Here is a 20,560-nt window from a genome sequence, read left to right as displayed (position 1 = left end):
AGCGCGCACACAGCGGAAGCACAGCTTCCCATGGCTGTGCGACACCCCGGCACGGCCCCCCGGCCGGGCGTAGCCTGGCTGCCGTGACTTCCGTACCGCGCGTTCTTGCCGTATTCGACGAGCTGCTCCGCGAAGCGGCCCCCGACCGGCGCGGTGCGCTGTGGCAACTGGCCGAGCAAGGCCGGGAGTTGGACGCCAACCTGGTACGTCTGCCGCCGGGCGGCGCGGTCGGTGCGCATCAGGAGGACGTACTGGACGTGCTCCTGGTCGCCGTCGCGGGCGACGGCCGGATCGAGGCGGGGGGCGAATCGCTGGAGCTGACCCCCGGCACCGTCGCCTGGCTGCCCCGGACCTCCCGCCGCGCCCTCGCGGCCGGCCCGGACGGCCTCGCCTACCTGACCGTCCACCGCCGCCGCCCCGGCCTCACCATCAAACCCCCGGCCTCTGCCCCGGCCGTGCCCGCGCCGGTGCGCGCTCCGTCGTACGAGGGCGGCGAGGCGCCCTGCATGCTGGACCTGGTCTGCCCGGGGTGCGGCAGGCTCTCGCGGGACCCGGAGTTCTGCAGCCGGTGCGGGGAGCGGTTCGCGCAGGGGTGAGCGGCGGGGCGGCGGCGGGGAGGCGGCGGGGTCCGGACCACCGGTGCGGCCCGCCGGAAGTGACCGAATCGCAAGTGCCGTGAGCAGGCCCGAATATGACCGAGCGTCTAGTCTGTTGCCTCCATGTAGTCCACAGGGGGTCGCATGCACAGCGAGGGTACGGCCGGTCGCGATTCGGACCACGGACAGGGCGACGGCTCCCCCCGTAGGGCCGGTGACTTCCTCCGGAGCGACTCCACCGAAGACGCCCGGCCGTGGCCGGAAACGCAGCCGACGCCGGAGCCGTCCGAGCCCTCCGGCCAGGCGGCCGCCCCCGCACCGCACAAGGTGATCGACGGCCGTTACGAGCTGCTGCACAGCCTCGGACGCGGTGGCATGGGCGAGGTCTGGAAGGCCCTGGACACCCGCCTCGACCGGCACGTCGCGGTGAAGGGTCTGCTCGGCCGGGACGCCATAGGGGCGGCCACGCAGGAGAAGATGATGCAGCGGGCCCGGCGGGAGGCCGCGGCCATCGCCAAGATCAGGCACCAGAACGTGGTGGCGGTGCACGACAGGGTCGAGTCCGGCAACCAGGTCTGGATCGTGATGGACCTGCTCAACGCACGCTCCCTGGCGGACCTGATGCGCGAGGAGCGGCGGCTTCCGGTGCGGCGGACGGCCGCGATCGGGCTCCAGGTGCTGGGCGGGCTGCGGGCGGTCCACGAGGCGCGGGTGGTCCACCGTGACGTGAAGCCGGCCAACATCCTGTTCGCCAAGGACGACTTCGCGATCCTGGCGGACTTCGGCATCGCGACCTTCGACGGCGCCGTCCCGCTCACCAGGGCCGGTGAACTCATCGGCACCTTCAAGTACCTGGCGCCCGAACTGCTCGGCCAGACGTCGCAGGAGAGCGCCGCGACCCCCGCGTCCGACCTGTGGTCGCTGGGCGTCACGCTGTACGAGATGGTCGAGGGCCGGCACCCCTTCGACCGGCCGAACGAGTACGAACTCCTGGTCGCCGCCTGTCAGTCCGACCCGCTCCCGATGGAACACGGCGAGGAGCTGGCCGAGGTGGTGGGGCAGCTGATGCACAAGGACCCGGGCCGGCGGCTGGGCGCGGAGCGCGCGGAGGAAATGCTTCAGGAGATCCTCCGCACCTCCACCGCGAAACCGGATCCGGTACGCCCGCCGGCCCCGGTGAAGGAGAAGGCGACGAAGCCGCAGCCGGAGGCCGGGGAGGCGGAGGCCGGAGAGTCAGAGGCCGGGGAGGCAGAGGCCGGGGAGGCGGAGGCGCCCGCCCCGGTCCCCGCCCCCGTACGGCCGCAGGCGCCGCCCCCCTCCCCGCCGCAGGCATCGCGCAAGCGCGTCCCCGGCCGGCAGAAGCTCCTGGCGGTCGCGGTGTGCGCGGCGCTGGTGGCCGGTCTCGGATGGTTCGCCGTGGAGCAGCTGCGGGGGGACGGCGATCCGGGTGCGGGTGGCCGTCCGGGCCAGGGACCCGTGTCGGAGCCGTACATCAAGACGCACCCGGTCCTGAAGGTGGGCGTCAAGGCCGACCAGCCCGGACTGAGCGAGAAGACCAAGAACGGGAAGTACCGCGGGTACGAGATCGACGTGGCCTACGCCATCGCGCAGGACATGGGCTACAGCCGCGACAAGGTCACCTTCGAGCCCGTGAGCAGCGAGAACCGGAGCACGATACTGCAGAAGGGCGATGTGGATCTGGTCATCGCCACCTACAGCATCACGGAGGAGCGCAAGCACGCCGAGGCCCCCGACTACAGCGTCGCGTTCGCCGGTCCGTACTACGTGGCGAGCCGGAGCTTCATGGTCCGCAAGAAGGCGAAGGCGGTGTCGATCGACGACACCAGGGTGCTGGAGAAGAAGAAGCTCGAAGTGTGTACGGCGAGGAGTTCGACGTACGAGGCGTGGCTGCCCAAGGCGGGCTACAACATGACGGAGTCGCTGCCGAGCGGCTACGACCGGTGCGTACACGACCTGCTGGACCCGATGTCGCCGGTCTACGCGGTGAGCACGGACGACGTCATCCTCGCCGGATTCGTCAAGAACAACCCCACCGAGCTGAAGCGGCTGGACAGCGGTCCGGGTGCGGAGGGCTACGGCGTCGCGATGAATCCGGACGAGAAGGGGCTGAAGGGGGAGGTGTGTTCGTCGCTGAGGAAGATCATGACCGACGGCGTCTGGGAGAAGCTGTACGCCGACCACCTCGCTCCGCTGCTGAACAGGGTGAGTCCGCCGAACAAGCCGAAACTGACGGAATGCCCGTCCTGACCCTCCGCCAGGGCATCGGACGACGGCGGCCCGGCCGTGCTCGGTAGCCTCGGACCATGGGTCTGGACATCACGGTGATGATCGTCGACTGGTCGTGGCTGGGCGAACGCCCCGAGCGTGACCGGCTGTTGCGATTGCGGGATGCCTGGTACGCCGACGAGACGGGGCTGTGGGAGTACGACGCCCCGGTGGTCAAGGGCGACTGGGAGTGGCCAAAGGGGCCGGACGGGGCCCGCTTCGCCGTCTACGAGTTCCTGCAGACCCTCGGTTCGTACAAGCCGCACTTCTGGGCCACGCACTACTGGGAGCGGGTCCGCGACCACGCCGATCCGCTGTTGCGGTCCGATTTGGACACCTTGCTGCTCGGGCTGATCTGGGGCGGCATGGACGGCGAGTCGGGACGGACGGACCGGGAATTCTTCTCCGACGACCCGGAGGTCTCGTACGGCCTGCTGCTCGCCCGGTCGCCGGACAGCGTCCGGGAACTGGCCGCGACCTGGGAGGGCGTACGGCTGCGGCTCGGCGGATTGCGCGAGACCTTCACCGTGTACTCCGCCGTCCCCGACGGCCGGGGCGGCGACTTCGACGCGTTCGCCCTCCTGCTGGAGGAGTGGGGGCGCATCCTCACCGAAGCCGCCGGGCGGGGCTGGGGAGTTGTGGGACTGAGCGAGTAGGGCCGCGTTCCGCCCGGCAGCCTGCGGGGACGCCCTCCGGTTCAAAACGTGTGGAGGCGCACCGGTGCCCGCGGACATGATGACGGCATGAGCGATCACGCACTCCCCGTACAGGCACTGCTCGTTGTGGACGTCCAGGCGGACGCGGTCGAGGGGGACCGGGCGGTGCCCGAGGCGGCCCGGCTGCTGGACCGGACGGCGGATCTGATCGCGCGGGCGCGCAGCGGCGGGGCGCTCGTCGTCCACGTACAGAACGACGGGCAGCCCGGCGCGGGGGACGAGCCGGGTACGGCCGGGTGGGAGCTCCACCATCACGTCGATGCCTCGGCCATGGAGGTCGTCGTCCGCAAGACCCGGGACGACGGGTTCCACGGGACGCCCCTGGGCGGCCTGCTGACCGGTTCGGGGGTGCGGGCGCTCGCCATCTGCGGGGTGATGTCGGAGATGTGCGTACAGGCGACGGCCCGTACCGCCCTGGAACTGGGGTATCGGGTCGTCATGCCGCACGACGCCCACGCGACGCACGACATCCCGGCCGCGCCCGGAATCAGCGACCGGATCCCGGCCGCAGCGGTCTCGCGGGTCGCCGAGTGGGCCCTCGGCAGTGACCTCGAAGTCGTCGCGCACGCCGCGGACGTGGCCTTCACCGCACCGCCGGCGCGAGTGGCCTGAACCCGGTCGGCGCGCGCCGCGTACCGGCGGATCGGACCGGTCGGCGCGGTCCGGGAACCGCGGTGCCCGCTCCTGTCGTCATCACGCCCGCGCCACCAAGCGCGGACCCGCACCGAGTGCCGTGCGGGCCGTGCCCCACACACGGACCAAGGAGCAGCATGAGCGTTAACGGCAGCACGCGCCCCCTCAGCGGCAGCCGAAGAAGCACCGTTTCCTCGCCGCGCCGAGGCTCTCGTGCGACTCTCCTCAACGGCTCGAAGGCAGTGCTGGCCCTCGCACTCGTCCTGGCGGCCGCCACCGCGTGCAGCAAGTCGTCCGACGACGGCTCGCACGAGGCCAAGGACTGGAAGGTCGGCGACTGCGCCGGGCCCGACAGCAGCAAGAAGGACGCCTACCAGCCGCTGGACTGCGACGACTCCAAGGCGACGCTCAAGGCGTTGGAGATCAAGGACGGCGCCATCTTCTCCGACTCCATCCAGTGCCCGGCCGGTACGGACGCGATCATCTCGGTGAAGGTCTCCTTCGGTTCGGGCGACGCCAGTACCGGCATCCCCAGCAAGACCATCTGCGGCCGCAATCTGAGCGGCGACCACCCCGGTGACGCCGGTGCGGGCGGCGGCCAGTTGGTGAAGGGCGACTGCGTGGACGACCAGGCCAAGGAGGTCGCCTGCGGGAGTGGTGGCAGCGGTGTGACCAAGGTGCTCGACCTGACGAAGACCGCCAAGGAGTGCCCGGTCGGGAGCAAGCCCCTGGAGCTGTTCCCGAGCCCCGGACGGCCCTACGACGCGATCTGCACCGGCAAGGCGTGACATGCGGTGGCGTGACGCGCAGGGCGTGACGCACAGGGCCTGACGGACAGAGCTTGACGGACGAGGCTCGATGCAGACACCACGGCCGGTGGAGCGGGTGCTCCACCGGCCGAGGCATGTCCGCGGGACGGGTTCCCGACTCTGTCGTTTCCCGTCCAGGAAGCCCTCGTTGATCCGATCGCCCTCTGCGTCTGACGCCCCGGCGGGCCTTTCGTCAGGCGGGCCTTTCGGCGGGCCGGCGGAACAGGGCCGTCCAGAGGAAGGGTTCGCCGAAGAGCGGGGAGTCGGACGGTTCGTCGTGCATCCGGCGGAGTTCGATCTCCGTCAGACCGGAGAAGATCCGGCGCAGCGACTCCGGCGTGTAGGCGAGGCCGCCCTGGAGCCCGCCCCTCTCGTAGAAGGCCGCGTCGGGGAGTTCGGAGCCCATGCCGCCCTCGCCGGCCGCGAAGCAGGTGAGGGCGAAGCCGCCGCCGGGGGCGAGGACCCTGTCGAGCAGGGCGAGATAGCTGACGCGGCGGTGCGGCGGCAGGTGGTGGAAGCAGCCGGAGTCGTACACGAGGTCGTACGGCCCGGTCAGCTCCGTCGCCGTGAGGTCGAAGATGTCGCCGTGGTGGAACCGGACGTCGGCCCCCGCCTCGCGGGCCCGGTCCTCGGCCCAGGCGAGGGCGGACGGCGACAGGTCCACCGCGTCCACCTCGAAGCCCAGCGACGCCAGATGGATGGCGTTGCGGCCCGGCCCGCAGCCGAGTTCCAGGACCCGGCCCGGGGCGATCAGACCACGGTCCGCGTACGAGGCGAGGTTCTCGTCCGGCTTCGCCACGAAGAACGGCACGGGCCGCTCCCGGTCCGCGTAGAAGCCGTCCCACCAGGAGCCGGCCTCGGCCGTCCACCGGTCGCCTTCCTGTGCGAACAGGCCGTCCATGAGCCGCAGTACGTCATCCGTCGTGCATATGTTCCGGTCCACGTGGACCCCCTTTCCACAAGTTCGAATCGTAGATTCGCAGGGCCTCCGGGCCCAGTTGGACGGAGGCCCGCGAAACCTTCCGGCGGGAGTCTGGCGGGCGGGAACGGGCGGGGTCGACAACCCCGGTCGCACCGGCCCGCATCGGGGGTGGGGGCGCCTGCGCCGAGGCGTGAAGGGGCAGGTCTCGCGCCCCCCGAGGGTTGTTTCTTGGGGTGTTCCGGAGGCGGGGGAGCGCGGGAAGTGATGGAGTCCGGAGTGCGTGGCGGACCCACCACCGACGTGGCGGAGCGGGAAGAGTGGCAGCAGCGGTAAGGACGACGAAGGAGGACCGATGGCGGGTGTCGTGGCGAGCCGACGGAAGAAGACGGTGCGGCAGCCCATGGAGCTCCTGGGAGCACGGGACCGACTCCTGAGGGCGGGGCGCGAGTTGTTCGGCGCGTACGGGTACGCGCACACCGGGGTCGAGGAGTTGTGCGCCCGCGCGAAGGTGCCCACCCACGTTTTTCAGCAGGAGTTCCTCTCCCGGGAGGTGCTGCTGATGGCGCTGTACGACGAGGTGGCGACCCACGGGCTGCGCGCGGCCGAGAACGCCCTGATGGCGGAGGGCATGGAGGACTGCTCGACGGCGGAACGGGTCCGGCTGCTCTTCGCCGCCTATGTGAAGGCGGTCACCGAGGACCGGTGCGCGGCCCGGGTCGCCTTCGTCGAGGTGCTCGGGGTGAGCCGGGAGGTGGACAACCACCTCGCGACCTGGCGGGCGATGTGGATCGAGTTCCTGACGTCCGAGGCCGAGCGGGCCGTGCGCCGGGGCGAGGCGGAGCCGAGCGACCACAAGGTGACCGTCACGGTGCTGAACCACGCGGTGGACGAGCTCATGGCCCACCACGGCCGCCGCCCCCGCCAGGTCGACGCCGAGTGGCTGACCGACGAGCTGACCCGGCTCTCGCTGGCCATGATCCTGCCGTCCTGACGCGTCGGCTTGCCGGGACGGCAAATAATGGGCGGATGGACGACGGCGCACAGCACGCGGAACAACCGGACGACGAGATCACGACCGTCCTGACAGGCGTGGGCCCGCGCCTGCGGGCCCTGCGCCAGGAGCGCGGCACGACCCTGGCCCAGCTCAGCGAGACGACCGGGATCTCGCTGAGCACCCTCTCCCGCCTGGAGTCGGGCGGCCGCAAGCCCACGCTCGAACTGCTGCTGCCGCTGGCCAAGGCGTACGGGGTCCAGCTGGACGAGCTGGTCGGCGCCCCGGCCACCGGCGACCCGCGCATCCACTTCCGCCCCTTCGTCCGTGACGGCATGACGTTCGTACCCCTCACCCGGCACCTGGGCGGGCTGCACGCGTACAAGCAGATCCTGCCCGGCGGCCGTGGGGCCACCGGGCCGCTGGAGCAGCGGGTGCACGAGGGTTATGAGTGGCTGTACGTGCTGGCGGGGCGGTTGCGGCTGCTGCTGGGCGAGCACGATCTGGTGCTCGCGGCCGGTGAGGTCGCCGAGTTCGACACACGTACACCGCACGCGTGGGCCAGTGCCGGGCCCGAGCCGGTCGAATTTCTCAGCCTGTTCGGACAGCAGGGCGAGCGGATGCACGTACGGGCCCGGCCCTCTTCGGACCGTTAGAGGCCCTGGAGCCCTTCGTCCCGGGCCGTGCCAGGTCTTCTCACGGCCGGGGCGTGTACGGGCCGCCCAGCCCCCACGCCTGGTGCATCGCGTCGGCGAACGCCGCCGCCAGCGCGTGCTCGCCGGTCGGGCCGGGATGCGTGCCGTCGTACGTGTCCTCGTGGATGTCGTACCCCGGCGGGCGGGAGGCCAGCAGGACCGGGGACATCGGGTCGTCCAGGTCGGCGACGGCCTTCGCCAGGAGCTCGTTGAAGCGGTCGCACTCGGCGGCGAACGGGGCGTCCGACTCGGCCCGGATGTTCGGTATCACGGGCATCAGGGCCATCTTCACGTGCGGGTTCGCGGTGCGCGCCGCCGCGATGAACGCCCTTGCGTTCAGGGCGGTCTGGCCGCTGTCCGTGTAGAACCCGAGGTCTATCAGGCCGAGCGAGACGAGCAGCACGTCCGTGCCGTGCGCGGCCACCGCGTCGGCGATCACCGGGGACATGTGCAGCCAGCCCTCGCCCCAGCCGGCCAGATGGGTGCGGGCCCCGGCGGGGAAGTCCGGCGCGCCGTACTCGTACGAGACGGGCCCGCCCGCCCCGGTGTCGTACAGCTCGCTGCGCGGTCCGACGATCGAGAACGGAGCACCGAGAGTGGCATCGAGGTGCTGCCACATCCGGTAGCGCCAGGTGAAGTCGCCGGCGCAGCCGATGGTCATGGAATCGCCGACAAACGTGAACCGCATGGCGTCATCATCGCGGATCACTCCCACCGCCTGCGACGTGACGATGGACACTTGTGCCATGCGTTCGTACCTGACTGTGTCCGGAGCCGCCGCGCTGCTCCTGTTCGCCGGGACGGCTCCGGCCGTGGCCGACGACGGAGCCGACCGGAGCTTCACGATCGAGGACCCCCGGATCACCGAGTCCAGCGGCCTCGCCGCGAGCCGTGCCCACCCCGGCATCTACTGGACGCACAACGACAGCGACGACGGGCCGTACGTCTACGCCGTCGACTCCCGGACCGGGAAGACCGTCGCGACGATCACCATGAAGGGTGTGGGCGAACCCCGCGACGTGGAGGCCATCTCGCTGGGGCCGGACGGCGATCTGTACGTCGGTGACATCGGGGACAACCTGAACGGCAGCTGGGACCACGTCTGGATCTACCGCTTCCCGGAACCGAAGGAGCTGAAGGACGCGACGGTCCGGGCCACCCAGTTCGACGTGAAGTACGCGGACGGCCCGCGCAACGCCGAGGCGCTGATGGTCCACCCGAAGACCGGACGCGTCTACATCGCCTCGAAGAACGAGGACGGCGGCGGGCTGTACGAGGGCCCCGCGAAACTGACCACCGGCGGTGCCAATGTGTTCCGGCGGGTGGGCGAGGTGCCGTGGGTGACGGACGGGGCGTTCTCGCCGGACGGCAAGGAGCTGGTACTGCGCTCCTACTTCAGCGCCCGCGGCTACGTCTTCGAGAACGGCAGGCTCGGCGCCGACCACGCGGTCCGGGCGCCGATCCAGCGGCAGGCGGAGTCCGTGACGTACACGGCGGACGGCTCGGCGCTGATGTTCGGCTCGGAGGGGGAGCAGAGCGACGTGGAGCGGGTGGACGTGGAGGGCGGCGGGGGCGGAGGGCAGTCGCCGGCGAAGGGCGGCGACTCGTCGGCCTCCTCCGCCGGAGCGGGAAGCGGCGGCACCGGGGACGTGAAGGGGACGACCCTGACCGGGGTGCTCGTCCTCGCCGGGATCGGCTTCCTGGTGCTCATGGGGCGGCGGCGGAAGGGAAACTGAGCGAATGAACATTGAACCCGAACCTTTCACCACCGCACGGCTGGACGCGCTGCCGCTGCGGGTCGCGTACGCGGACGAGATGGCGGCGGTGCTCGGCGACCCGGCCCTGCACACGTACACCGGGGGCGCCCCGGAGACCGCCGACGAGCTGAGGGCCCGCTACGGACGCCAGACCGCCGGTTCGCCGGACCCCGGGGCACGATGGTGGAACTGGGTGCTGCGGGTACGCGACGAGGGCCGCCTGGCCGGATACGTCCAGGCGACGGTGGACGTGCCGGGCGCGGAGGCGGAGATCGCCTGGGTGGTCGGGACACGGTGGCAGGGGCGCGGGTACGCGAAGGAGGCCGCGGAGGGGCTGGTGACGCACCTGCTGGCGGGAGCGGGGACGGGTGCGGGGACGGGGGTGGTGCGTACGGTCCTCGCCCACATCCATCCGGACCACGACGCCTCCGCCGCCGTGGCCGGGGCGGCGGGACTGGTGCCGACGGAGGAGTGGTGCGACGGCGAACGGCGCTGGGAGCGGGGCGTGGGGGAGGACTGACCCGCCGTTGTCAGTGGTCGATGCCAGAGTGGCGTACGTAGGCACAGCACTTGCGGAGGGGACCTCATGGGCACCTGGGACACCGGCCATTTCGACAACGACACCGCTGCGGACTTCTCGGGGCGGATCGACGACACACCGGAGGCCGATAAGGAAGCGGTGATTCGCAAGGCGCTGGAAGGAGCGATCGCCCCCACGGACTACCTGGACAGCGACGAGGCCGTGATCGCCGTCGCGTCGGCCGCCCTGGTCGCCTCCCAGTGCCCGGGAGGTGAGCCGGTGACCACCGCGTACGGCCCCGACAAGCCGCTGCCCGTACTCGCGACGGACCTGCGGCCCCTCGCGGTGAAGGCCCTCGACGCGGTGCTGGGCGAGGACTCGGAGCTGCGCGAGCTGTGGGACGACGCGGGGGACAAGGAGTGGGCCCCGGGCATAGCCCGGCTCCGGGAGGTGCTGGTGGCAGCGGCCGGGTGATCAGGTGCGGGGGCGGCCGGCGCGGACGAGCTCACCGCCACAGGGGTGCTCGACTGCTGCTGCGGACATTGCGGCCCTCCTGAAGGAGTGATGTCGAGGTCACCCTCGTAGGCCGGTCCGATCGCCCGTGCCCGAAAGCCGTTCCGCCACTCGACCGAGTGAACGACGAAGGGCCCCGCGCACCGGCGCGGAGCCCTTCTTCGTACGAGTACGCGTTACAGCTTCTCGATCACGTAGTCGATGCAGGCGGTGAGCGCCTGGACGTCCGACGGGTCGATGGCCGGGAACATCGCCACACGCAGCTGGTTGCGGCCCAGCTTGCGGTACGGCTCGGTGTCGACGATGCCGTTGGCGCGCAGCACCTTGGCGACGGCGGCGGCGTCGATCTCGTCCGCGAAGTCGATCGTGCCGATGACCTGCGAGCGCTTCGCCGGGTCGGTGACGAACGGGGTCGCGTACTTCGACTCCTCGGCCCAGCCGTACAGGTTCTGCGCCGAGGCGGCCGTGCGGCCGGTGGTGAAGTCCAGGCCGCCCTGGGTGTTCATCCAGGTCAGCTGCTCGTTCAGCAGGAACAGCGTGGCCAGGGCGGGGGTGTTGTAAGTCTGGTTCTTCAGGGAGTTGTCGATCGCCGTCGGCAGCGAGAAGAACTCCGGGATGTGCCGGCCGGAGGCGTGGACGCGCGCGGCGCGCTCCAGGGCCGCCGGGGAGAAGACACCGATCCACAGGCCGCCGTCGGAGGCGAAGGACTTCTGCGGGGCGAAGTAGTAGACGTCCGTCTCGGCGATGTCGACCGGCAGGCCGCCCGCGCCGGAGGTGGCGTCCACCAGGACCAGGGAGCCCTCGTCGGCGCCCGCGACGCGCTTGACCGGCGCGGCGACACCGGTGGAGGTCTCGTTGTGCGTGAAGGCGTAGACGTCGATGCCCGCCTCGGCCTGCGGGTCCGGGTGGGTGCCCGGGTCGGAGGCGATCACGGTCGGGTCGGCCAGCCACGGGGCGAGCTTGGCGGCCTTCGCGAACTTCGAGGAGAACTCGCCGAAGTTGAGGTGCTGGGACTTCGTCTCGATGAGCCCGTGCGTCGCGATGTCCCAGAAGGCGGTGGAGCCGCCGTTGCCCAGGATCACCTCGTAGCCCTCGGGGAGGGAGAAGAGGTCGCGCACGCCCTGACGCACCGCGCCGACCAGGTTCTTGACCGGGGCCTGGCGGTGGGACGTACCGAGAAGAGACGTGCCGGTGGCGGCCAGCGCGTCGAGCGCCTCCGTCCGCACCTTGGAAGGACCGGCGCCGAAGCGTCCGTCGGCGGGCTTGATGTCAGCGGGAATCTGGATATCGGCCACGAACCGGAGCGTAGTACCTCACGGACACGGCCGAGCACCGTGTCCGTCGGATGAGACGCCCGCTCCGGTCCGTGGACCGCGTACGGGAGTGGTGCTCAGCCCAGCTCCACCGGCAGGTCGTGCAGGTCGTTCTGGGTGACGATCGGCTTGTTCCGCAGCTCGGACGCGGGTACCGCGAGCTCCAGTTCCGGGAACCGCTCGTACAGCGCGGGCAGTGCCACACCCGCCTCCAGCCGGGAGAGCGCCGCACCCGGACAGACGTGCGGGCCGTGGCCGAACGCGATGTGGCGGTTGGGGGAGCGGGCGATGTCGAAGTCACCGGCCGTCGGACCGTGCTGCGCCTCGTCGCGGCCGAGCGCGCCGAAGGAAACGATCAGCGCCTCGCCCTTCGGCAGGACCTTGTCGCCCACCTCGACGTCCTCGGTGGCGAACCGGATCAGGACGTGCGACGTGGGGGTGTTCCAGCGCAGCGTCTCCTCGATCACGTTCTCCCACGGCACCTCCCCGCTCAGCACCTGCTTGCGCTGCTCGGGGTGGGTCTGGAGCGCGACGACCGAGTTCACGATCAGACTGATCGTGGTCTCGTGACCGGCCGCGATGATCAGCTGGAGGGTGTTGACGATCTCCTCGTCGGTGAGCTGGTCACCGTTCTCGGAGGCCGCGATCAGGGCGCTGGTGAGGTCGTCGCCAGGGTTCTCCCGCTTGCCGTCGACGATCTTCGTGAAGAGCGCGCCGAGGTCCGCCATCATCTGCGGGACCTCTTCCGGCGGGGTCTGCGTCGAGAAGAACTTCTCGAACAGCTCCTTCAGCCGCGGGTGGTCCGCGCTGTCCACGCCCATCAGCTCGCTGATCACGTTCATCGGCAGCGGGTAGGCGAACTCCGCCTTCAGGTCGACCCGCTCGCCCTTCGGCAGCGCGGCCAGCCGGTCCAGGCTCGCCGTGGTCAGCGCCTCGATGCCGGCCCGTAGCCGCTCCACCCGCTTCACGGTCAGCGCCTGGGCGACCAGGGTGCGCAGCCGGCGGTGGTCCGCGCCGTCGACCGTCAGCATGGAGCGGCCCGGGTTGGCGAGCCCGATCAGCGGCCAGTCCATCGGTATCTCGCCGCGCTGCCAGGCGTTCCAGACGTCGATGTCCTTCACGATCCGGCTGTCGGTGAGCAGCTGCCGCGCCTCGGCGTGGTGGGTGACCGCGTAGCAGTGCACCCCGCCGGGCAGTTCCACCTCTGCGAGCGGGCCCGCGGCCCGCAGCCGGGCGCTCTCGCCGTCGAGGTCGGCGACGAAGGGGTCGAGGGCGATCCGGGTCATCTCTGGCCTCCGGTGGCGGTTCCCGCGGCGGGTCCCAGGGCGAGGGTGGGCGTGAAGGTCAACGGCAGATCGGTCAGCCCCCGCAGCCACGGGGACGGGCGCCGGGTGAGCTGTTCGGCGGGGACGGCGAGGTCGATGTCCGGGAGCCGGTCGAGCAGTACCTCGATGCCGGTACGGGCGATGACCTCGGCGGTCTCCTGGGCGGTGAACGGGCAGCGGTGCTCGCCGTGGCCGAAGGAGAGGAACGCGTTGTTGCCACCGGTCAGGGTGGAGCCGTCGGTGCGGACCTGCGGGTCGGCGTTGGCGGCGGCGATGCCCAGCAGCAGCAGGTCGCCCGCCTGGATGTGGCGGCCGCCGAGACGGGTGTCGCGCGAGGCCCAGCGCCCCGCGACGTTCTGCGTCGGGGTGTCCTCCCACAGGACCTCGTTCATGGCCTCGGCGACGCTGTGCCGGCCGCCCGAGAGGGAGGCGGCGAACCGGTCGTCGGTGAGCATCAGCCGCAGCGAGTTGCCGATCCAGTCGGCCGTCGGCTGGTGGCCGGCGGCCATCATGACCATCAGGTCCTGGGCCACCTCCTCGTCCGTGAAGCCGCCGCGGTCGGCGAGCATCCGCGAGGCGACGTCGTCGCCGGGCTCGGCGTGCTTGTCGGCCAGCAGCTGGAACATGGACGAGGCCAGGTGCTGCTGGCCCGCCAGGGCCCGCTCCCGGCCGTCGATCATGTCGTTGAGCGAGCCGACGAGCGCATGGCCGATGGTGTCGCTGAAGCCGTAGATCTTCGCCAGGACGAGGGCGGGCAGCAGCATCGCGTACTCGGCGATGATCTCGGCGCCGCCGGTGGCGCAGAACCGGTCGATGAGGTCGTCGGCGAACTCCTCCGCGTACCGCTTCAGCGCGAACGGGTCGACGGCCTCCAGCGCGTTGCTGATCATCGCGGCGCGCTCGGTGTGCCGGGGGCCGACCGTGTACAGGATCGACGGCTGCTTGCGGCCGATCATCGGGAGCAGCGGCCAGTCGTCGGGGATCCGGTCCCACTGGTTCCACAGGTCCGAGTCGCGGCTGAACAGCACCGGGTCGGCGGTGACCTGGTGCAGTTCGCGGTAGCCGAGCACGAGCCAGGCGGGGATGTCGCCGTCGAGGACGACCGGGGCCACGGCCCCGTGGTCGCGGCGCATCTCCCGGTAGAGCCGGGTCGGGTCGGTCTGGAACCGGGGGCCGGACAGCGGCACGCGGCCCTGGGAGACGGGGCAGCCGGAGGGCGGCGCCGGGGGCTGGGTCACGGGGTGGGCTCCGGGGTCTTCGCCGGCGCGAGCCCCGTACGGGCGGCGGCGGACGGGGCGGTGTCGAGGGCGCCGGACCGGGCACCGGCCCCGCGCTGCGAGAGGGCGTGGAGGTACTCGACCAGCGTGATCAGTACGTACTTGCTGGACGAACGGTCCCGGGCGTCGCACTCCACCAGCGGCACGTCGTCCGAGAGGGCGAGCGCCTCGCGTATCTGCTGCTCGGTGTGGAGCGGGCCGCCGAAGTCGTTGCACGCCACGATGAACGGCGTGCCGTGGTGCTCCAGCCGGTCGATCGCGTACCAGGAGTCGGCGAGCCGGCGGGTGTCGACGAGCACGACGGCGCCGAGCGTGCCGGAGAACAGCCGGTCCCACAGGAACCAGAAGCGCTCCTGGCCGGGGGCGCCGAAGAGGTACAGCACGGAGCGCTCGTCGAGCGAGATCCGGCCGAAGTCGAAGGCGACGGTGGTGGACGTCTTCGACTGCACACCGTCGAGGTGGTCGACGGCCTCGCCCGCGCGGGTCATGGTCTCTTCGGTGTTCAGCGGACGGATCTCGCTGACGGAGCGGACCATGGTGGTCTTGCCGACCCCGAAGCCGCCGACGACGACGATCTTCAGTCCGTTGTCGGCCGTCGCCTGCAGGGCGGCACGGTCAGAGGTTGCGGAGTCCAACGAGCACCTGTTCCAGGATGTCGGGGTCGGGGAGCCGGTCCGCGACACGGGCAGTACGGGGGTGACGGGCGCTGATCCGTCCGGTGTCCAGCAGGTCGGACAGCATGATCCGGACGATGCTGACGGGCAGGCCGAGGGCCGCCGAGATCTCCACGACCGCGGTGGGCAGTTGGCACATCCGCAGGATCGTGGCGTGCTCCGACTGCATGCCGGGGGTCGGCTCGCACTCGGACACCACCAGCGTCACCAGGTCGAACGCGTCCGAGTCGGACCGGCTGCGCCCTCCGGTGAGGGTGTACAGCCGGTCCGGATCGTCGTCCCGGCCGGGGCGGCGGGGGCGGGTCATACGGCCGCGTTCGCGTCGGCAGTGGTGACCTCGGAGGCCGAGGGGGAGCGCGGCGGGGCACTGAGGTGCTCGCCGAGCTGCTCGACGAGCTCGCTCATGTTGTGGCCGATGAGGCCGACGTCGGATTCCTCGGAGGCGACGACGGCGAGATGGGCGCCCGCGCCCGCCTCGACGATGAACAGCACGCCGCCGTAGAACTCGGCCATCGCGGACCGTACGCCGCCGGTGCCGTCACCGAACTCGACGGACGCGCCGTGCGACAGGCTCTGGATGCCGGCCGAGATCGCGGCCAGCTGGTCTGCCTGGTCGACGGAGAGCTCGGGGGTACGGCACAGCTTGAGCCCGTCCCTGGAAAGGACGAGGGCATGACGAGTGCCGGGGGTGCGCTCCAGGAGCCCCTCCAGCAGCCAGTTGAGCTTCTCGTCGGTGGTCGCGGTCATCGGGTGTTGCCTTCTTCCGGGTGCGGGGAATTGGCCCGAACAGCCTGTCGGAAGCTGCTGAAGCGGGCTGCCTGTTCCTTGGGATCGGAGGTGCGGGGCCGGGGGGCCGCGGCGCTGTCGGTGTGGGCGGCGGCGCGGGCCTCGGCGGCGGCGAGGGTACGGCCGCGGGGGCGCTTGGGCAGCCCGCTCTCGCCGAACCGGGGCAGGTTGCCGGTGGTCTCGGAGGCGGGGGAGTCCTCGGCGGGGGTGGCCGAGGGGTTCGCCGGGGCGGGGTCGGCCGGCTCTGTGGCGTACGGGGCGTAAGGGGAGTGCTGAGTGTGCTGCGGCTGCTGGGAGTGCTGCGGCTGCTGTGCGTCGGCCGTGGCGGTCGGCGTGGCGGCCGTGGTGGTGGTGGCGGTGGCCGTGGTGGCGGTCGCCTGCGGGGCGGCCGGCCGGACCGCCGACGCGTTGCCGTGCGCGGGCTCCGGCTCGGGGGCCGGCCGGGACGCCGGGACCGGGGCCGGTGCGGAGGCCCGGGTGAGGAGCTCCTGAGGGAGCATCATCAGGGCGCCCGTGCCACCGCGCGCGGACGGCCGGAACGAGACGGTCAGACCGTGCTTGCGGGCCAGCCGGCCGACGACGGCGAGGCCGAGCCGGGTGCCGGACAGTCCCGTCAGGTCCTGGACGTCGGCCGATACGGCGCGCTCGGCGCGGCGCAGCTGCACGTCGCTCATGACCAGGCCGCTGTCCTCGACGGTCAGGACGATGCCGGCCGGCACCTCCTCGACGTACACATGGACCTCGGCCGTGGGCGGCGAGAAGTTGGCGGCGTTGTCGAGGAGTTCGGCGAGCGCGTGCATGACGCCCTCGGCGGCGTGCCCGGCGACCGCGACATCACTGGTCGAGTGGAGCCGCACCCGCTGGTAGCCGCTGATCCGGCCCATCGCGCCGCGCAGGATCGACTCCATCACGATCGGCTTCGCCCAGCGCCGCCCGGAGCGGGCACCGGTCAGCACGGCGATGGAGTCGGCGAGCCGGCCCGCCTGGGCGGTGCGGTGGTCGAGGTGGAGCAGGTCGCCGAGCACGTCCTCGGAGGCGTGCCGGTGCTCCATCTCGCGCAGGTCGGCGAGCATGCTGGTGGACAGGGCCTGCATCCGGCCCGCGGCGTTGGCGCAGGCGGCGACCGCGGCGGAACGCTCGGTCTCGCTGCGGGTCGCGCGGGCGGTGAGCCGCTTGTTGTCGGCGGTGAGACGTTCGGTCTCGGCGGCGGCCTGCGCGGTGATCCGTGCCGTCTCGGCCTCGGCCGCGGCCCTGAGCCGTGCCGTCTCGGTCGCCGCGGCGGACTTGATCCGGGCGGTCTCGGCGGTGAACCGCTGGCCCTCGGCCGCGGAGGTGGAGACGAGGCGGCTGATCTCGCCGGTGAACCGCTGGGTCTCCGAGGCGAGCCGGGCGCGCAGACGGTTCGCCTCGGCGCGGGCACGGACGGCGACGGCGACGGCGGCGGACAGCAGTACGGCGCCGGCCCCCGCCCCCCAGGCCAGCTCGGGCCGTGCCGAGTCGGGGGCCGCGGCGACCGCCCACAGACACAGGGATCCGGTGACGGCCAGCGATATCAGCAGGGCCACTGCGGTCGGCCGAGATGAGGGGCTCAAAGGGAGTCCTTGGGAGCGGACGGGTACGGACGGATCGGGCAAGCGGGGCGAACCGAACCGCTCAGATCGGGACAGTTCGGAACAGTGGGACGGGGCGTGGTAACTGGAGCTGACAATTCCAAGGTAAGTCCTGGTCACTATATGAGAATTGACGCTCCCTTTGGGAAGACCTTGTGGCGTTCTCTGTTACGTATGTGACTACGCGTCCGACGTATGCCGACGTATTGGCGTATTCGGGGGAAACGTGCAGCGCCGAGCGACCGATTGGCCCGATCAACGGCATCCTGGGCCGCATGGCCGCACCCCAGAATCCGACGGAACGCGCCGAACTCGCACAGGCCCTGCGCACCGCGGTCCGTGGCGAGGTCGACCTCGGTGCCACCGCCCGGGCGTTGACGACGATGGACGCCTCCAACTACCGCCGCGTACCGATCGGCGTCGTCACCCCGCGCGACGCCGACGACGTGGCCGCCGCGCTCGCGGTCTGCCGCGCGCACGGCGTGCCCGTGGTGCCGCGCGGCGGCGGCACCTCCATCGCGGGGCAGGCCACCGGCACCGGCATCGTGCTCGATCTCACCCGGCACCTGCGGAAGATCGTCGAGCTGGACCCGGTCGCCCGCACCGCCGTCGTCCAGCCGGGCGTGATCCTGGACGAGCTGCGCACCGCCGCCGCCCCGCACGGCCTCACCTTCGGCCCCGACCCGTCCACGCACAGCCGCTGCACGCTGGGCGGCATGATCGGCAACAACTCCTGCGGCGCGCACTCGGTCGCCTGGGGCACCACCGCCGACAACACGCACGCCCTGACCGTGACCCGCTACGGCGGCGACACCCTGCGCCTGACCAGGGGCACCGTCCCCGAGGCACTGACCGGCCTCCCCGAACTCATCCGCACCCACCTCGCCCCGCTGCGCACCGGATTCCCCGAGCTCCCGCGCCGCATCTCCGGTTACGCCCTGGACGCCCTCCTGCCCGAACGCGGGACCGACCTCGCCCGCGCCTTCTGCGGCAGCGAGGGAACGCTCGGCGTGGTGACGGAGGCGACCGTACGACTGGTCGAGGCGCCGGCGGCCCGCGCGCTCGCCGTACTCGGCTACGCCGACGAGGCCGCCGCCGCCGAAGCGGCCCCCGGCCTGCTGCCGCACCACCCGCTCACCGTCGAGGGCATGGCCGCCGACCTCGTACGGGCACCGGCCGGGCTGCCGCGCGGCGGTGCCTGGCTCTTCGCCGAGACGGGCGGCGCCACCCCCGCCGAGGCGCGGGCGCACGCCGAGCGCATCCTGCGGGCGGCCGACGCCCTGGACGACACCGTCGTCACCGACCCCGCCGGACAACGGGCCCTGTGGCGCATCCGCGAGGACGCCGCGGGCACCGCGACCCGGATGCCGGACGGCACCGAGGCCTGGCCCGGCTGGGAGGACTGCGCCGTACCGCCCGGCCGCCTCGGCCCGTACCTCCGCGACTTCCGTGCTCTGCTCGCCGAACACGGCCTGCGCGGCACCCCGTACGGGCACTTCGGCGACGGCTGCATCCATGTCCGCATCGACTTCGACCTACTGAGCCCGCCGGGCGTCGCCCGCTTCCGCCGCTTCTCCGAGGAGCTCGCGGACCTGGTCGTCGCGCACGGCGGCTCACTGAGCGGCGAACACGGCGACGGCCAGGCCCGCGCCGAACTGCTCCCGCGCATGTACGGGGACGAACTCTTCGCCCTCTTCGCCCGCTTCAAGGACATCTGGGACCCGGACGGCGGCATGAACCCCGGCATCCTCGCCCGCCCCGCCCGGCTCGACGAGAACCTCCGCTTCGAGGTGCTGCCGAAGCGCCCGGTGGACGTCGAGTTCGGCTACCCGCATGACGGCGGCGACTTCTCGGCGGCGGTGCGGCGGTGCGTGGGCGTCGCGAAATGCCGTACGGCGGAGCCGGCGGGCACCGGCGTGATGTGCCCGTCGTTCCGGGCGACCGGCGAGGAGGCCCACTCCACCCGGGGCCGCGCCCGGCTGCTGCACGAGATGCTCGCGGGCGATGCGGGCGATGCGGGCGACACGGGCGACACGGCTGGGGTGATCACGGGCGGCTGGCGGTCGACGGAGGTACGGGACGCGCTGGACCTCTGCCTGTCCTGCAAGGGCTGCCGCACCGACTGCCCGGTGGGCGTCGACATGGCCACGTACAAGGCGGAGTTCCTGCACCACCACTACCGGCGACGGCTGCGCCCGGCCTCCCACTACACGATGGGCCGGCTGCCGACATGGCTGCGCCTGGCGTCCCGCTTCGCGCCCGCCCTCAACGCCCTGGCCAGGGTCCGCCTCCTCGCCGCCCTCACCAAGCGGCTGGCGGGCATCGCACCGGAGCGCGAGATTCCGGTCCTGGCGCGGGAGACGTTCACCCGGTGGCTGAACCGGCGCTGGGGCAAGGGCACATTCATCTTCTCGAACGACGAGGTGGCCATGGTCTGGCCCGACACCTTCACCGAACACCTCTCGCCCGAGGTGGGCCGGGCGGCGGTACGGGTCCTGGAATCGGCGGGCCGTCACACGATCCCCGCCGGGCGCGGGCTGTGCTGCGGCCTCACCTACGTATCGACGGGCCAGCTCGGCAAGGCCCGCAAGGTCATGCGCCGCACCCTGGACCGGCTGGGCGGCACGCTCGGCACACCCTTGGTCGTCCTCGAACCGAGCTGCGCCGCCACCCTCCGTACCGACCTGCCCGAACTCCTCCCCGACGACCCGAGGGCCGCCGAACTGGCGTCGTCCGTCCGGACCTTGGCCCAATACCTGGAGGAGTACGCCCCCGACTGGCAGCCACCCCGCCTGGACCGCCCGGTCACCGGCCAGACCCACTGCCACCAGCACGCCGTCCTGGGCGACGCGGCAGAACGCCGACTGCGCGAACGAGCGGGACTGACGGGCGAGTTGAGCGGCGGCTGTTGCGGCCTGGCCGGGAACTTCGGCTTCGAACGCGGCCACTGGGACGTGTCGGTGGCCTGCGCGGAGGAGAGCCTGCTGCCCTCGGTACGGGCGGCCGAGCCGGGCACCGACGTCCTGGCCGACGGCTTCTCCTGCCGGACCCAACTGGAACAGCTGGGCGGCGTACGGGCACGGCACCTGGTGGAGGTGCTGGCCGAGGGGCTGGGGGAGGGCCTGGGGGAGGGCCTG

Annotated in this window: 20 protein-coding genes; 11 read left to right on the top strand and 9 right to left on the bottom strand. The window is 71.9% G+C overall.

Annotated elements, in window-relative coordinates; translation table 11 throughout:
- The first annotated feature begins 83 nt into the window (after positions 1-83).
- The 5 genes from EES42_RS06980 to EES42_RS06960 all read left to right on the top strand — a co-directional run bounded on the left by EES42_RS06980 (position 84) and on the right by EES42_RS06960 (position 5,019).
- A complete protein-coding gene (locus EES42_RS06980; protein WP_124717148.1) occupies positions 84-596 on the top strand; it encodes a cupin domain-containing protein in 513 nt (170 codons plus the stop codon).
- A 144-nt stretch (positions 597-740) separates the two neighbouring features.
- Positions 741-2,864, top strand: coding sequence for a serine/threonine-protein kinase (locus EES42_RS06975; RefSeq protein WP_241196259.1), 2,124 nt, complete (start codon positions 741-743; stop codon positions 2,862-2,864).
- Positions 2,865-2,920: 56 nt separating this feature from the next.
- Complete coding sequence (locus EES42_RS06970) at positions 2,921-3,538, top strand: hypothetical protein (protein ID WP_124717147.1); 618 nt, start codon at positions 2,921-2,923, stop codon at positions 3,536-3,538.
- A gap of 87 nt (positions 3,539-3,625) precedes the next feature.
- A complete protein-coding gene (locus tag EES42_RS06965; RefSeq protein ID WP_124717146.1) occupies positions 3,626-4,210 on the top strand; it encodes an isochorismatase family protein in 585 nt (194 codons plus the stop codon).
- Positions 4,211-4,368: 158 nt separating this feature from the next.
- On the top strand, positions 4,369-5,019 hold the full coding sequence (locus EES42_RS06960) for a hypothetical protein (protein WP_124717145.1): 651 nt from the start codon (positions 4,369-4,371) through the stop codon (positions 5,017-5,019).
- Between the two features lie 214 nt (positions 5,020-5,233).
- Here EES42_RS06960 and EES42_RS06955 read toward each other — a convergent pair whose 3' ends face one another.
- Positions 5,234-5,983: a class I SAM-dependent methyltransferase gene (locus tag EES42_RS06955; protein ID WP_124717144.1), complete on the bottom strand. Its 750-nt coding sequence runs from the start codon at positions 5,981-5,983 to the stop codon at positions 5,234-5,236.
- Positions 5,984-6,362: 379 nt separating this feature from the next.
- On the opposite strand from EES42_RS06955, the gene EES42_RS06950 reads away from it, so the two are divergent.
- A complete protein-coding gene (locus EES42_RS06950) occupies positions 6,363-6,953 on the top strand; it encodes a TetR/AcrR family transcriptional regulator (RefSeq protein WP_124717452.1) in 591 nt (196 codons plus the stop codon).
- Positions 6,954-6,988: 35 nt separating this feature from the next.
- Positions 6,989-7,609: a helix-turn-helix domain-containing protein gene (locus EES42_RS06945; protein ID WP_124717143.1), complete on the top strand. Its 621-nt coding sequence runs from the start codon at positions 6,989-6,991 to the stop codon at positions 7,607-7,609.
- Positions 7,610-7,649: 40 nt separating this feature from the next.
- Here the strand turns inward: EES42_RS06945 and EES42_RS06940 are convergent, their stop codons facing one another.
- Positions 7,650-8,336 carry a GDSL-type esterase/lipase family protein gene (locus EES42_RS06940; protein WP_124717142.1) on the bottom strand — a complete coding sequence of 229 codons (687 nt, stop codon included), beginning with the start codon at positions 8,334-8,336 and terminating at the stop codon, positions 7,650-7,652.
- Positions 8,337-8,394: 58 nt separating this feature from the next.
- Between EES42_RS06940 and EES42_RS06935 the strand changes: the two genes are divergently transcribed.
- The 3 genes from EES42_RS06935 (at position 8,395) to EES42_RS06925 (ending at position 10,399) form a co-directional block, all read left to right on the top strand.
- Complete coding sequence (locus tag EES42_RS06935; protein WP_124717141.1) at positions 8,395-9,384, top strand: SdiA-regulated/phytase-like domain-containing protein; 990 nt, start codon at positions 8,395-8,397, stop codon at positions 9,382-9,384.
- 4 nt (positions 9,385-9,388) lie between these two features.
- Positions 9,389-9,925: a GNAT family N-acetyltransferase gene (locus EES42_RS06930; RefSeq protein WP_124717140.1), complete on the top strand. Its 537-nt coding sequence runs from the start codon at positions 9,389-9,391 to the stop codon at positions 9,923-9,925.
- 66 nt (positions 9,926-9,991) lie between these two features.
- On the top strand, positions 9,992-10,399 hold the full coding sequence (locus tag EES42_RS06925) for a DUF4259 domain-containing protein (protein WP_124717139.1): 408 nt from the start codon (positions 9,992-9,994) through the stop codon (positions 10,397-10,399).
- 215 nt (positions 10,400-10,614) lie between these two features.
- Here the strand turns inward: EES42_RS06925 and serC are convergent, their stop codons facing one another.
- The 7 genes from serC to EES42_RS06890 all read right to left on the bottom strand — a co-directional run bounded on the left by serC (position 10,615) and on the right by EES42_RS06890 (position 17,405).
- A complete protein-coding gene (gene serC / locus EES42_RS06920; protein ID WP_124717138.1) occupies positions 10,615-11,733 on the bottom strand; it encodes a phosphoserine transaminase in 1,119 nt (372 codons plus the stop codon).
- Positions 11,734-11,828: 95 nt separating this feature from the next.
- A complete protein-coding gene (locus EES42_RS06915) occupies positions 11,829-13,037 on the bottom strand; it encodes a cytochrome P450 family protein (protein WP_124717137.1) in 1,209 nt (402 codons plus the stop codon).
- Complete coding sequence (locus tag EES42_RS06910; RefSeq protein ID WP_124717136.1) at positions 13,034-14,314, bottom strand: cytochrome P450; 1,281 nt, start codon at positions 14,312-14,314, stop codon at positions 13,034-13,036. The genes EES42_RS06915 and EES42_RS06910 overlap by 4 nt, the downstream gene beginning before the upstream one ends.
- Complete coding sequence (locus EES42_RS06905; protein WP_241196258.1) at positions 14,311-14,988, bottom strand: GTP-binding protein; 678 nt, start codon at positions 14,986-14,988, stop codon at positions 14,311-14,313. Before EES42_RS06905 ends, EES42_RS06910 begins: the two co-directional genes overlap by 4 nt.
- Positions 14,969-15,334, bottom strand: a complete 366-nt coding sequence (locus tag EES42_RS06900) for a DUF742 domain-containing protein (RefSeq protein WP_124717135.1) — start codon at positions 15,332-15,334, stop codon at positions 14,969-14,971. The genes EES42_RS06905 and EES42_RS06900 overlap by 20 nt, the downstream gene beginning before the upstream one ends.
- Positions 15,331-15,774: a roadblock/LC7 domain-containing protein gene (locus tag EES42_RS06895; protein WP_124717134.1), complete on the bottom strand. Its 444-nt coding sequence runs from the start codon at positions 15,772-15,774 to the stop codon at positions 15,331-15,333. Before EES42_RS06895 ends, EES42_RS06900 begins: the two co-directional genes overlap by 4 nt.
- Positions 15,771-17,405, bottom strand: a complete 1,635-nt coding sequence (locus EES42_RS06890) for a sensor histidine kinase (protein ID WP_124717133.1) — start codon at positions 17,403-17,405, stop codon at positions 15,771-15,773. Before EES42_RS06890 ends, EES42_RS06895 begins: the two co-directional genes overlap by 4 nt.
- A gap of 293 nt (positions 17,406-17,698) precedes the next feature.
- Here EES42_RS06890 and EES42_RS06885 point away from each other — a divergent pair.
- The coding region (locus tag EES42_RS06885) for an FAD-binding and (Fe-S)-binding domain-containing protein (protein WP_164495173.1) at positions 17,699-20,560 on the top strand (2,862 nt) is incomplete at its 3' end.

This window comes from Streptomyces sp. ADI95-17 (assembly GCF_003846175.1).
GTDB lineage: Bacteria > Actinomycetota > Actinomycetes > Streptomycetales > Streptomycetaceae > Streptomyces > Streptomyces sanglieri.
This window is presented reverse-complemented; position numbering and strand designations above follow the sequence as displayed.